Raw genomic sequence first — 13,452 nt, 5'->3', positions numbered from 1 at the left:
GCGGCGCCACCGCTCATGTTGCTGCTGCCGGGAATCCGTCAAAGTTGCGTGGCATGGCCACGCGGAAGAGGCCTGCCGCAGGTCGTACGACGACAGCTGCGCGGCGCCACGCGCCGAATCGGTCCGCACATCTGCGCGTCAAGAACACTCGACAACTACGTGACCATCCGCCAACTACGGTGACCATTCGACCAATCGCCGTGACGGCGTTGTAGGACTGGGCACGCAAGTCGCCTAGCGCGGCTCCTTGAGGAGCGCCAACGCGTAGCTCACACAGGCACATACAGGGGAGTGGTGCGCGGCTGACTGTCGTGATCGCCCCGCACGCGCCTGGACAGGCCGATCTCATTGACAACTCCACAGTCGTAGCGCGGCCGCGCCCGCTGGGATCTCGCCTTGGCGCGATGTCATCGTCGGTGCCCGCCAAACGCTCTCGCACGTTCGTTGTCAGCGGATCGTGTGTTGGACCGGGCCGAGAGGGTTTCCGGGTGGGAAGTGGCCACAGTTGCTGGGTGCGGGTATACCGATCATGCGGTCGTTGAGCCAGGAGAGCGCACCGGGCAGCCAGAGCAGTGCGCCCGGGACGTGGCTGAGGGTGTTGTACTCGTCGTACTGGATCGCGAGCCCGGCGTCACAATAGCGATTGGCGAGGGCACGCACATCATCGGCGACCATGATCCCGTCGCCCGGGCCGATGCCGGGGCCGCCTGGTTGGGTTCCCTCGAGGGCGCCGTTGCTGGCTTGGGCGATGAACATCGGGATTGTGGGGATAGGCGCGATGCCCATGTTGATCTTGTTGACTGCCTCGACGTACTCCGAAATCGAGCTGGGGTCTTCGTACTCGGGCTTGACCATCTGCTGCCAGGTGAGACCGGGGTACTGCGCGATGACGTTGGCGATCGATGCGTCTTCGAGCCGAGCCATGACTTCGCGTCCTCGGTCGCTGAGATACCGATCGAAGTCGATGTCGTAGGAGCGGGCCACACCGACGACGGCCATTCCGACCACGCCGCCCCATCCGAGGCTTCCGCTTGCGTATCGGAGATTGTTGGCGGGATTGACGAGGACTCCGCCCTGGGCTGCGCCAATGAGGTCTTCGTTGATCTCGGGCGCATATTCGGGTGCGAGAATCGACGCCCAGTTGGTGGCGATCGCGCCGCCGGAGTAGCCCATCAGACCTATCTTGGCGTCGGTGGTCATCCCCGTCTCGGGCACACTGCGGGCGGCCCGCAGGGAATCGAGGGTCATCATGCCGTACTCGGGTCCGGCGGCGAAGTCAGCATCCGGTCCCTCGGTATCGGCGATGACCACCGTGTAGCCCAGCGCCAACAGCGGCCCGAACAGCGCCGCTTCGGTGGACGCGAGTGTGCCGCCGAGGCCGAAGTTGCGGCCGCTGGGGGTCCACCGACCGATCGGGGCGTTGCCGGCAATAGCTCGGGATGGGCTGTCTTCGGGATTCAGTGAGTCGTAGAAGGATTGGTAGGAAACGACCTTGTCAGGTCGGGCGTTGGGCGGCCGCAGGATCGAGGTCACGTTGGCGGCGGGGCGCCCCAGGGCGTCGGTCGAGCGGTAGAGGATCTGGATCGCCTGCAGGGGCGTAGGGACGTTCACCACGGAGTACGGCACACTGCGTGTTTTGAGAACCGCGCCAGGTGCATACGAAGACAGAGGCACTACGCCGTCGTACCGGTAGAACGGATCCGACGTCGGCTGCGCGGACGATATCGGAGCGGCGAGCGCCGTGACGGCGATCGCAAGCAAAGCGACCATGAAACGCGAAACCGATTTCCCCCGCACGTGAACCCCCTCGAGCCTGCCGTTGTTCACCCCGCCAACGGACCGTGTGTGATCCGGATCATAATCCAGTAGTAGTTGGTGGGTGGCCGACTGGCACCCACTCATGGCCCACACTGTGTTGAGCCCCCAATGCGCGGCTTCGTAGGAGTGTTCTTCGGCTGCATAGTTTCAGCGGTCCTCGGCGAACTCGTCGGCGTTGACGAATGGCCGCCGGGCAGCAGCGGCGCGAACGGTGAGGAGCCGGGGAGGCGTATCGGGGAAGGATGTGTGCGGGCATCACCCACTAGATGCCAACTGATCCGAGCGCTCGACAATGACACCGGCCGATCGACTTGACGGCACCGCACGGCACGTCGTCCCGGCCGCAACGGAACTGCTGGAGATGCCAGCTATCTGACGAATGCCAACTTCGGCGCCGATTCACAGCGCTCGCTCGCGTGTGAATCGCCAGGCTAGTTGGCATCTCCTGGCGCTCTGACCTGCGGTGTGACAACTAGGTTGACGACCACACCGCGCGATCTTCGTCATCCAAGTGGCAATTGTTCGCTGCTGTTCGTTGGTCAAACCATGTTGTTACCTTTGGCGGTTCTCGTCGCGGCCTCCCCGTTGTGAGAGCTCGTCCCAGAGGGCATCCGTGGCGCTCCGGGTCCTGTCGGCTCCGTGCGGGATCGCCAGTCCGCGTACCGAAGCCTCCGGAAAGCCCAGTGATGTGTGACTCTCGGCGATGGATGGCGGTGTTCTCGCGGCGTCATCCGCAGTTTGCGCACGAATGGATATGCAGTCGAGGCAGCCTCTCGAGTGATCGATACGTAGCGCACGTCCAGCGAGCTGGGGTAGGGCTGGGTCTACCCTGAATGTACGGGTCTGGCCTATGCCGCCACCATGGCTCGACGGCTGGAATACCTGTATGAGAAATTTCCTTCATGCGGGTGTGGCCGCGACCATTGTGATCGGGGCAATGATGTTGACCAGCTGTTCCAGCACAGAGGAGCGTGAGGAGTCGTTCGTCTTCGGCGGGCAGCGATTGGACGTCGTGAACTCACACGCGAACATGCCGGTCACTGTCTCATCTGAGGCAGGAGCCAAAGAGGTCGTCGTCAAGGTGCAGACGGAGACGATGGGCAAGAGCGCGAGCACTCCGGCGTGGTCGCTCAGTGGCAGCAGCCTGAACCTGGACACGCCGTGTGGGGACGGCGTCATCGGGTATTGCGAAGGCAGTTACTCGATAGTCGTACCGGAAGGGACCGAGGTCTACATCAACGGGGTTCCCACATCGACTGGATGATCAGTATCGGTCTTGCGTCTGAAGGTAGGCCAGAACCGCCGCGACCCGGCGGTTCTGGTCGTTGTTGGGTGGGATGTCGAGCTTCATCATGATGTTGCCGATGTGCTTGACCACGGCGGCCTCGCTGATGAACAGCATCCTCGCGATGGCGGCGTTCGAGTGCCCCTCCGCGACGACCACGAGGACCTCGCGCTCGCGGGGGGTGAGCTGCGCGAGCGGGTCGCGTCGCCGGCTGATCATCTGGCTGATCACGGCGGGATCGACCGCCGTGCCGCCGGAGTGCACCCGACGCAGGGTGTCCGCGAATTCCCGGACATCGCTGACGCGGTCCTTCAGCAGATAGCCGATCCCGGATCCGCCGGCGCCGTCGAGCAGTTCGGCGACGTAGCTTTGCTCGATGTACTGGCTGAGCACCACGATTGGCAGCGTTGGCCTCTCTTGCCGCAGTTGTGATGCGGCTGCCAGTCCCTCGGAACGGTACTCCGGTGGCATCCGCACGTCGGTGACGACAAGGTCGGGATCGTGCTTCCTGCACGCCGCCAGGAGCTCGTCCGCCGTCCCGACGGCCGCGACGGCGACGAAGCCGTTGCGCTCCAGTAGCATTTGCAGCCCCTCGCGCAGCAGCGTGTTGTCTTCCGCAAGGACCACGCGCAGCGGCGCGGACGGATCGGGTCGTACCGCGGTCATGCCGCGGCTCCGTCAGGGACGGCAGCCTCGACGGTGATGAGCGTCGGCCCGCCGAGGGGCGAGTCGATGAGAAGAGTGCCGTCCAGTGCGGCGATGCGGTCGGTGATCCCACTTAGCCCGCCGTCATCGAGGCTCCGGGCGCCGGCGCCGCCGCATCCGTCGTCGCGGACGACGATGTGGACCTGATCAGGCGCGGGACGGTGTAGCAGGATGTCGGCGCGGCTGGCCGCGCTGTGCTTCACGATGTTTGACAGCAGTTCGGATACACAGAAGTAGAGGTTCGTCTCGACGTCCGGCGCCAGGCGGGCGCCCAACAGGTCCTCTACCGTGACCGGGATGGCGAAGCCGTCGGCGACCTCTCTGATTGCGGCACTGAGGCCGTGGTCGATGAGTACTTGGGGGTGGATGTTCCGCACGACCCTGCGCAGGTCGTCGAGGGTCTTCCGGGCCTGCTGCTGGGCGCGCACGACGTCGTCCCGTCCGGGGACGTCCTGCGGGAGCGAGTCGAGGGCGAGGCCTAGCGCCATACTCACCGACAGCAGCTGCGGCTGGATCGCGTCATGCAGGTCGCGTTCGATGTGACGGCGCTCGATGTCGAAGGCACGTACCAGCCGCGCCCTCGACTGCGCGGTCGCCGTGAGGTCTTGCCGCAGAGACTGTTCCGGCCGGGTCAGCATCTGCCGGACGAGTCGCGCATGTGCGTACGCAAGGGTTGGCGATACCCACACCAGCAGGGCAAGTAGAACTGCACCGACGCCGGCCGCGAGGATGCTGTGCGCCACCGTCGAAATGGTGAATGGGCCGATGACAGCGGTGTCTCCCGTGATCGCCAGGTACGGGCTGAACAAGGCGACAACCGAACCGATCGCCGCGAGCAGCACAAGCACCGCGATTGCGCCGCCCAAAGTGAGCATGACGACCGTGTAGGCGATCGGGCGCACGAGGGTCTTCGGTTCACTCAGTTGGATATCAGGTCGTGCTGCCTCCGCGCCGTCGTGCAGCGCCTCGGCGGCGACCCAGTCCGTCTTCGCGAGGACGGCCGCGGAGAGAGGCAAGCCGACCCCCAGCACCACGAGTCCAGCGACGAGGAACGCGCCTGTGCGCTCTGCGCCCCAGTGGTTTTCGGTCGTTGCGATCAGGATCGGTGCCGCCAGGAGTGCCGATGCGGCGACCGCGAGCAGCGTGCGTGTGACCGTGGTGGCGACGTATGTCACCGCGCGCCAGCGAGCCACAGGCACCAACGCGGGGGATGTCGACGTGCTGCCGTTCATCCTCGGGATACTAGGTGCTGGTCCCAGGCCTGCGCGGTAGAGCCAGCCCTACCGTGACTTCACGGTTCAGACCGACTGACGGCACCGACGCGACCCGGTGGAGTGGAAGCATGATCGAACCGGAACCGACGAACACAGTGCTTCACCTTCAGGACGTCACGCGGACCTATCCCTCCGGCGCGGACGCGTTCGTTGCGCTCGACCGCGTCACGCTGGGATGCCGCAGAGGGTCGTGGACGGCAATCATGGGGCCGTCAGGCTCGGGCAAATCCACGCTCATGAACTGTGCCGCCGGGTTGGACGTCCCTGACTCCGGCCGGATCTTCCTCAACGGCCGCGACATCAGCACACTGAGTGACGACACGCTCACTCGCCTGCGCCGCACCGACATCGGCTTCGTCTTTCAGCAGTTCAACCTGGTCGCCGCACTGACAGCGGTACAGAACGTGAGTCTTCCGCTGCGGCTGGCCGGCGTTCGCAAGGCCGACTCGGCGGCACGGGACGCTCTGGGTGCGCTCGGCCTGGCTGGTCATGCGCACCAGAAGCCGCGGGAACTGTCCGGCGGACAGCAACAGCGTGTCGCCATCGCACGCGCGCTGGCTGCGCGTCCCAGCGTCCTCTTCGCCGACGAACCGACTGGAGCTCTCGACAGCGCGTCCGCTGCCGTCGTCCTGGGACTTCTGCGCGACCTCGTTGACAGCCAGGGCCAGACCATCCTCATGGTGACGCACGATCCGCAGGCTGCCTCCTGCGCCAACCACGTGGCGTTCCTGCGCGACGGACGTGTGGTGCGGACCCTGGACGGTGCCGATGCGCCGAAGATCGCCGCTACTCTCGCCGACTTGGAGTTCCAGCTGTGATCGCGCTCGCGGCCCGTACCTTTCTCGATCGGTGGCAGTTGTTCGTCGGGACGATTGCTGCGGTGGCGATCGGTGTGGGAATCGTGCATGCCGGTATGACGATCATCCTCGGTGTCGAGAACACCGCGCCGCCCGCGACCATGACACCAGAGGCGTCCGAAGCGTTCCGCCAGGCGGCCGGCGCCGCGAACACGCTCACCGGAATGACCGTGATGCTCGGTGCTTTTCTCACAATATTCGTGGTCGCCTCGACGATTGGCTTCGCCGTCGACCAACGTCGATGTGACCTCGCGATGCTGCGCATCGTGGGCGTCACCGCAGGGCAGATTCGTCGTGTGCTGCTTGGGGAGGCGGCCCTGATCGCGCTGCTGGGAACGCTCGTCGGTGCGGCACTCGGCCTTGCATTGACGCCGGTGCAGCGGGTGATCCTCAGCGGTCTGGGCGTGCTGCCGGCTGGGATCGACTCGCCCGTCCAGCCCACCGTTCTGATCCTCGATCTGGTCGTTGCGGTGTCTGTCACGATCGTCGTGGCCTGGGGGGTCGCGCGACGCGCGACGCGTGTCCGGCCCCTGGAGGTGCTGCGGCGGGGCGAGACGGAACGTCGGGTGATGGGGGTGCGGCGGTGGCTGACCGCGATGATCGCCGTCCTGCTCTCCGTGGTCCAGGTGTACTTCTCGGCCACCAACGGGGGGATGCTCATCCCGCTGCTGCTCAGCCTGGGCATCGTCGTCACCACTTCCGTGGCGATGAGCTGTCTCGCACCGTTGCTGGTGCCCGCCGTCGCGCGCGTCGTCTCCGCTCTCGCCGGGCAGCGTCCAGTGACCGCGGTCGCAGTGGCGAACCTCCGTGACGCGGTGCGCCGCACGGCATCCTGCGCGGCCCCGATGATCGTCCTGGTGAGTCTTGTGATGGGCCTGCAGGGCATTCTCGATACCCAAACCGCGGCGGCCGAGTTCGAGCGCAGTCGCATGATCCGAGCGGATCTCGTCGTATCCGGAGCGACGTTCGAGGCCGGGAGGGCCGAGACGATTCCCGGGATCGCCGTCGCGGCGCCCGAGACGATCGTCCCGCTCGCCGTGAGGCTCACCCGCGGCGGCGTGGTCCTGGACGGCCCGGGAACGGTGGTTGCGGTCGACCCGGACCGCTTCCGCCTGACGCGGCTCTTGCAGCCCGCGTCAGGCGATCTCGACGACTTCGGCCCCGGGCGCATCGTGTTCGGGAACGGGCTGGACAGCCTGATGGTCAACGGCGAGTACGAGCAGATCACGCTCGAGGTCGATGGCACCGCCATCCCCCTGACAGAAGCCGCGCGCATGCCGGAGACACTGGCCGGGACGGATGGCTTCTACATCGACCGCGCGATCTTACCCGCACAGATGCTCGAGCGGTCCACGACCGCGCTCGTACAGCTCGAACCAGACGCCGACCTCGACCTGGTGCGCGCCGAGCTCGCCGCACTCGGGGCGACCCGCATCGAAACACCAACGGCGGCAGCACAGGACGACTCGTCGACGAAAGACCGTGAGAACCGCGGGGTGATGGGCGCAATCGTCGGACTCGGCAGCCTGTACGCCCTGATCAGTGTGCTGAGCACCGTCGCGATCTCGATCGGACAACGACGGCGAGAGCTGGCCATACTTAGACTGTCAGGAACCACACGCCGACAGGTCGTGGGTTTGGTTGTCGCGGAGTCGCTCTCAGCAATACTTATCGGTCTGTTCCTCGGAGCAGTCGCCGCAGTGACGGCCCTCGTCGGGCTGTGGATCGCAACATTCCGCGCATACGGCACCGCCGTCATCGCAGTCCCCTGGACGCTGCTACTCGGCCTCACCGCGCTGACAATGGCGCTGACCGCGGCCACCTCCATCGTGTCGACCCTATCCGCGCTGCGCGTCAGCGCGATACGCGCGGTCGGCACCCCAGAGTGAGCCGAGGCTGACCCACTGAACTGGCAGAGTAGGCGTCTAAACAGCGAGGGTCTGGTCCGGTATTGCACCGGGCCAGGCCCTTGAGCGCTTCCAACCGGTGTTCATTCTGAAGGGGCGGCGACACTGGATTTCACCGCCGTCTCTGCTCTCAGTCCGTGCAGTAGATGCAGGCACGCGGTTTCGGCGCGCAAGCGTGCGTCCTCCGCTCGTAGTCGATCCAACAACTCGACCTGCACTCCGGTCGGTACAGTCGACGGACCGACCGTGGCGGCGTGGCGAACCCGCCGCTGTGCCGCAGGCGCCGGCGGCTCGCTGTGAATCGCCATCGTAGTTGTCATATCCCGGCGCCCTGACCTGCCGTGTGACAACCACCGTGACTACATCTGGCGGCGATCGTGGTCGAGATAGTTGGCAATTGTTCGCGAACTCCCCGCGTGGACTCGGACTCGGGCTCGGTCGACGTGTGCGCTGGATTGACGAGTGATGCGGCGGTGCCGGTTGGATTAGCCCCACCGCAGACCCGCGCCGGTTTCTACGTCAAAGATCCGAGTCCGCGCAGGTGTCACCACCGGCCGACAGCAGCAGGCCGTCGCCGTCGCTCGTCATGTAGTCGGTCGGCATCTGCAAGCGCTGCCCGTGCTGGGTGGCTGCAGTGTCCAGCAACTCGTGGATAGAGCGAACACACAGCTCAATCGGCTCCGAATACGGGTCCTCGTGAGGATGAAGCAACGCGACATCACACTCCGGGACATAGTGAGCAAGGGCACCGAAGGTGCTGCCTTCACCCGGAACGGAAACGCGAATGTGTTCGGTGGTATCGCCACATGGAGGCACAGTCCTCCACAGCGACGTCGCTCCTCCGTCGTCTTCGGTGACGGAAAGCTCTGAGGACCACGGCCCGGTGAACCCGAAGTCAACGATGAATCGGAAAGGGGACGAGGCTGTTCCTGCGGCGCAGACCGCATAGCCGCCGACTGTCGGGACTTCGCCACTGTCGATAACAGCTGTGACCGACGACTGGAATCGATCGATCTCGGCGGAGTCAGGCGGCCACTCCATGTAGCGCCGGGTGTAGGCCCGGTGGGCGTCCCGGTCACCCACCCATGCCGTTCCGATCGTGGTGCGATCCTCTGCATCACCGTTGCAAACCGTCCAGAGCTGCGGATCGGGCGCTCTCTTGGCGATCACGAACGACTTCGAGGCTCCGTGGATCGCGCTGACGTCAGCGGTGTACTCCACCAAATCATCGAGGACCTCGTCGATCGACCTACCGCGCAGCCCGACCAGGTGACGCAGTGCGGTAGCGGGGGCGTCTCCAGCGAACCCAGCCGCTAGGTCATCATCGAGGATCACCACCTTCAGACACGGGCGCGGGTAGGACTGGCGAGTTGCTCGCTCGTCGTTCGCAACGGTCACCTTCGTGTCGGCGATGAGTGCCAGATCACCGTCGTCTCCAGTGATCTGCGCAATTACGAAAGTCACGAGTACACGATACGGACGAGCAGCACCGACATCTGGATACACTCTGGACCGTCGACCGTCAGCCGCCCGACGAAGTCGACGGAGAACGAACCGCCCGCAGCAAGCGGGAACGGAAACCGCCTCGGGGACGGGCGACGGCTTGGAGCTGTGAATCGTCACCATAGTTGTCGTTTCTCGGGGCACTGACCTGTGGAGTGGCAACTGAGATGATTAATCGTGCGGCGCCATGGTGGTCAAAGTAGCTAGCAAAGGTTCAGGCAGCCCGGACGCGGAGCAGGTCGCGAAGTGCGGGTGAGGCCAACAGCTCGGCGAGCAAGGTCACCAAACCCGGTCACACGTACCGGACGGGCAGTCAGGACGCCGACTGCGCGGTCCGCTTGACAGCCATCAGCATTCGGCGAACGAACCGATGCTCCGTTCGTTCGCCGACTCTGGTGAGACTCTCAATCCACCTGACCGATCTCGCGACGGATCAGGGCGACAACCGTGTCTGGCTCGTCCGGCGTGAACCCGGGAGAGATCCACGCGCCTGTATCGACAGCTACGGCGGAACCCTTCCGGGGACGCCGCGGATCCAGGTTGTACCAAGTTCCGAAATCTGTAGTGCCCCAGATCCTCCACCGACCGTTGATGGCAGGAAGCAATGTGGAACCTACGTCTTTGATCCGAGCGAAGGGGATCCGCTTCGGTTAGGGGATCGGGGGGGAGTAGTAGCGCTTGATGGTGATGCCCTGGTCATCGATCCGTACGGTGCAATCTTCGTGCCCCACGTCCGCGGTCATTGCACGAGCCTAACCGAACTACCTCAAAAGCCGGACGGCCGGTATGGTCAATTCTTGCGGTTTGCGACCTCGTGATCCGAACCCAGTTGTTGGGCTGGTGGGTGTCTCGGGCTTCGTAGCCAATAGTGAGCGCGATATCAGTGAAGCGGGGGTGGGGGATATCAAGCGGTTGATGCTCTGTAACGTGTCCAAGCGGTACGGCCCGGCGGGCCCGTTGGTGCTCGACGGTGTCAACGCGAGTTTCGATGCAGCACGGTTGTATTGCGTGCTGGGTGCGTCGGGAAGCGGAAAGACCACCTTTCTTGAGTGCGCGTCGGGGCTGGCTCAACCGTCCGCAGGCAGTGTGCAGCTCGCCGGCATCGACCTGACGCTCCTATCGGACAGGAAGCTCGCCAAGCTCCGCAGATCGGAGATCGGGTTCGTCTTCCAGCAGCATTCGCTGATCGAGTCGCTGTCGGTGATCGAGAACGTCCTACTGCCGGCCCGCCTGTCGCGTGCACCGATGCGCGAGATAGCCGCCAGAGCGCAGGATCTGCTGGGGAGCGTCGGCCTCGGAGACCTTTCCTCGCGACTACCCGGTGAACTCTCGGGCGGCCAGAAGCAACGCGTCGGGATCGCACGGGCTCTGATCATGCACCCGTCTGTTGTGTTCGCCGACGAGCCGACGTCGGCGTTGGATGACCGCAGTGCAGCCGAGGTAATGGCGCTCCTGCGCGACTTGTGCGTCGCGCATCAGGCGACCGTGATCGTGGTGACCCACGATCCACGGGCGGCTCGCGCCGCGGACGATGTGCTGGAACTGGTCGACGGCGAACTGACTGCCCGAGCGCAGCTATGATCGGCGCGTCGATCATCGGCACGTCGCTGCGGCGCAACGATTCCGCGGCCTGGCGGGCGGTCGCGTTCGTCGTCTTCACAACCGCGTTCGTCTGTTCGGCGCTCGGGGCGTTGCTCGGCCTGTTCGCGTCCACGGCCCCCGGCACCGATGGAGCCTTTCGTGCCGACACAGCGGCCATGGTGACGGCGCCCGCTGCGTCGTGCTCGGCAGCAGACGTCGAGACTCGGCTGCACGACGTGGACCCTTCGCTTCGCGCGACGCCGATCACGATTCGGCGCGCGGCCGTCGACGGCGCTCCCACGTTACTGGTCGGCCGCTCGCTCACCGAGGTGATGACCGACGAGGCACGGCCACACACAACGGACGTGCGACGTGTCGAGGGGTTGGCGTATTCAGCCGACACGGATGTTGCCCGCAGCGATCCTCTCGCGGCCGTGGTCGTCGACGACGACGTTCTTCAACGAATCGCCGGGAGTGAGCGAGTTCCTGCGATCGCGGTGACAGGGGCAGGCTCGGCGACCGCGGACATCGCAAGTGTTGCCGCGGGCTGCGGTTGGTTGGCATCGCACATGGACGCGGTGGGGCGGGACCTGGGGATCGTCGAGACACCTGATCTCGCAGGGGCATTGGAAGCGGTTTCGACGATCACGGGATTCGTCGTGCTCCTCGCCGTGGTGGTGCTGTCATCGCTGATGGCGCTCGTGACCGTGCACATGCTGCCGGCGTTGGCGGTGGTGCGCGCCGTCGGCGCCAGCCGGGTGCAGACGGTCAGGCTGCACCTGCAGACGTTCCTGGGTGCCGCCGTGGTTCCGACCATCGTCGGTGTCGTGTGCGGTGTCCCGGCGAGTTGGGGCCTGCTCACGTTCTTGCACCGCACCGGAGTCGTCGACCCGCGCGTGGCGTGGCATCTCGGATTCGGGCTGTGGGCGGGAGTGCTGCTGTCGGGGCTGGCGGTGCTGCTCGTTGCGGTTCTGTCAGGCAGCGTCTCGATGCGTCGGGTCTGGACGTGCGCGCCATCGGATGCGTTGCGGCCCCCTCGCCAGCAACGCTCGTCGCGGACGCGGGGGCGACTCATCGGCGGGCTGATCCTGATCGCGGCCAGCGCGACGATGATCATGCCGATGGTTCTGTTGGACCGAGTGTCCGGGGCCATGATCGGCTTCTCGATGGTGATGTTGCTCGCGCCCATCACGGCACTACTCGCGCCGTGGATCGTGCTGCCGCTGGTCAGACTGGTCGGCGCCGGATGGGCGGTCGTCGATCGGAGGTTGGGCCGACTCGTTGCCGCCGACATCAAGTTCTACGACGGGCTGGTCGTTTCGGTGGGCACACCGGTCCTGGTTGCTGTAGCCCTCGCCTCCACCTTGTTCGGGCTCCAGCCGACCCTCCGCGCGGCGTACGAGTATCAGGGGAGCGAAAGCACCGTGGGCGTGGAGGTGTCGCGAGCGCCCGCCACCGATTTCGGGGATGCGCTCATTCGCGAGCAGATCCGCGGAACTGACACCCCAGATGACGCCGACTGGACGGTGGTGGGCGTCCCCTCCGCCATGCTGGCAACTGGTCTACTCGATCCCGGTGACACCTCCGGGACTGCGAGGGACCTCGAGCCCGACGAGTTCGCAGCATCCGCCTCGCTCGCAGGCAAACGCGGTTGGGCCGTCGGCCAGCGGTACTCCGTACCGCTACCGGACGGGTCGACACAGACGCTGACGATGCGGTTCACCTACGACCGGGACCTGATCTTCGGCCAGATGCTGATGCCGAACACGACAGTCGCCGCGGCCAGCTATGCACCGTACTCGGCCGCGCGCCTCGTCACCGCCGCCGGCCGCGACGGAAGTTCAGCGTCCTTGGGAGATCTGAGCGCTCAGGGGCAGGTCGAGGTCGACCCCAGCTCCGCACTGGTCATTGCGGTCCTCGTGATCTACTGCGCCGCTGCACTGTCCGGATCCATCGTCCTCGGAATCTACGGTCGCAAGAGCGCGCTACACGCACTCCGCAGGCAGGGCACGACACGGACGCAGCGGACGACGCGGTTGATCGTCGAAGTCACGTCGGCGGTCGCCGTAGCTGCCGTGATCGCCATCCTGGCCAGCCTGCTGTCGCTCTTCCCGACCGCGGCCCTTGGAGCGGGTGTGGGCACACTGCGGCTCAGCGAATGGACCTGGGTGGTCAGCGTAGGCGCCGTCATCGTCGCGGCAGCGGGTGCGGTGATCGGTGTTCGGTCGGTCGAACCGGGAGATTCCCCCGGGGGAACCAGTGAGGTTCCCCCGGATCGGTAGACGCCGAACAGCTGAAGCGCCAACCCACCATGGGGGTGCCGTCAGGTTCCGCATCCGCAGGTCGTTCAAGTGAATGCAGCGTCGGGGCAGACCCCCGGTTCCGGCGATTAACAGCAGTTGCGATCGCGGCGGGCCCCGATCAGCCTCGATCACGCCGGCGGCAGATCGGTAGCGTACGAGGATGGTCGTTGTGCAGGCCTCGGAGATCGGGTGGCGGGCCTGCGCCGCTCTCGGGTGGGG

At 65.5% G+C, this 13,452-nt stretch carries 9 protein-coding genes; 5 read left to right on the top strand and 4 right to left on the bottom strand.

Going from position 1 to position 13,452, the window contains the following annotated elements; genetic code table 11:
- Positions 1-447: 447 nt before the first annotated feature.
- Positions 448-1,770, bottom strand: a complete 1,323-nt coding sequence (locus tag ABTV10_RS25755; protein ID WP_499035719.1) for a lipase family protein — start codon at positions 1,768-1,770, stop codon at positions 448-450.
- 958 nt (positions 1,771-2,728) lie between these two features.
- On the opposite strand from ABTV10_RS25755, the gene ABTV10_RS25750 reads away from it, so the two are divergent.
- A complete protein-coding gene (locus ABTV10_RS25750; RefSeq protein WP_499035718.1) occupies positions 2,729-3,082 on the top strand; it encodes a hypothetical protein in 354 nt (117 codons plus the stop codon).
- On the opposite strand, the gene ABTV10_RS25745 is transcribed toward ABTV10_RS25750, so the two are convergent.
- Together ABTV10_RS25745 and ABTV10_RS25740 are read right to left on the bottom strand one after the other, a co-directional pair.
- On the bottom strand, positions 3,083-3,769 hold the full coding sequence (locus tag ABTV10_RS25745) for a response regulator transcription factor (RefSeq protein WP_499035717.1): 687 nt from the start codon (positions 3,767-3,769) through the stop codon (positions 3,083-3,085). It abuts the gene before it with no gap.
- A complete protein-coding gene (locus ABTV10_RS25740) occupies positions 3,766-5,040 on the bottom strand; it encodes a sensor histidine kinase (protein ID WP_499035716.1) in 1,275 nt (424 codons plus the stop codon). The genes ABTV10_RS25745 and ABTV10_RS25740 overlap by 4 nt, the downstream gene beginning before the upstream one ends.
- A 110-nt stretch (positions 5,041-5,150) precedes the next feature.
- On the opposite strand from ABTV10_RS25740, the gene ABTV10_RS25735 reads away from it, so the two are divergent.
- Together ABTV10_RS25735 and ABTV10_RS25730 are read left to right on the top strand one after the other, a co-directional pair.
- Positions 5,151-5,900 (top strand): ABC transporter ATP-binding protein, encoded by a 750-nt coding sequence (locus ABTV10_RS25735; RefSeq protein WP_499035715.1) that lies wholly within the window; start codon positions 5,151-5,153, stop codon positions 5,898-5,900.
- Positions 5,897-7,828 carry an FtsX-like permease family protein gene (locus ABTV10_RS25730; RefSeq protein ID WP_499035714.1) on the top strand — a complete coding sequence of 644 codons (1,932 nt, stop codon included), beginning with the start codon at positions 5,897-5,899 and terminating at the stop codon, positions 7,826-7,828. Before ABTV10_RS25735 ends, ABTV10_RS25730 begins: the two co-directional genes overlap by 4 nt.
- Before the next feature lie 537 nt (positions 7,829-8,365).
- On the opposite strand, the gene ABTV10_RS25725 is transcribed toward ABTV10_RS25730, so the two are convergent.
- Positions 8,366-9,310 carry a hypothetical protein gene (locus tag ABTV10_RS25725; RefSeq protein WP_499035713.1) on the bottom strand — a complete coding sequence of 315 codons (945 nt, stop codon included), beginning with the start codon at positions 9,308-9,310 and terminating at the stop codon, positions 8,366-8,368.
- Positions 9,311-10,189: 879 nt separating this feature from the next.
- Between ABTV10_RS25725 and ABTV10_RS25720 the strand changes: the two genes are divergently transcribed.
- Positions 10,190-10,930: an ABC transporter ATP-binding protein gene (locus ABTV10_RS25720; RefSeq protein WP_499035712.1), complete on the top strand. Its 741-nt coding sequence runs from the start codon at positions 10,190-10,192 to the stop codon at positions 10,928-10,930.
- Positions 10,927-13,212 carry a hypothetical protein gene (locus ABTV10_RS25715; RefSeq protein WP_499035711.1) on the top strand — a complete coding sequence of 762 codons (2,286 nt, stop codon included), beginning with the start codon at positions 10,927-10,929 and terminating at the stop codon, positions 13,210-13,212. The genes ABTV10_RS25720 and ABTV10_RS25715 overlap by 4 nt, the downstream gene beginning before the upstream one ends.
- Positions 13,213-13,452: the final 240 nt, after the last annotated feature.

It is taken from the genome of Paraburkholderia sp. RHO2 (assembly GCF_050955445.1).
GTDB lineage: Bacteria > Actinomycetota > Actinomycetes > Mycobacteriales > Mycobacteriaceae > Prescottella > Prescottella agglutinans_A.
Note: the sequence above shows the minus strand (reverse complement) of the source record. Positions and strands in the feature narration are given on the sequence as shown.

Coding starts and splice junctions, on each gene's coding strand:
- ABTV10_RS25715 (WP_499035711.1), top strand. CDS start 10,927: ATGATCGGCGCGTCGATCATCGGCACGTCGCTGCGGCGCAACGATTCC.
- ABTV10_RS25755 (WP_499035719.1), bottom strand. CDS start 1,770: ATGGTCGCTTTGCTTGCGATCGCCGTCACGGCGCTCGCCGCTCCGATA.
- ABTV10_RS25735 (WP_499035715.1), top strand. CDS start 5,151: ATGATCGAACCGGAACCGACGAACACAGTGCTTCACCTTCAGGACGTC.
- ABTV10_RS25745 (WP_499035717.1), bottom strand. CDS start 3,769: ATGACCGCGGTACGACCCGATCCGTCCGCGCCGCTGCGCGTGGTCCTT.
- ABTV10_RS25740 (WP_499035716.1), bottom strand. CDS start 5,040: ATGAACGGCAGCACGTCGACATCCCCCGCGTTGGTGCCTGTGGCTCGC.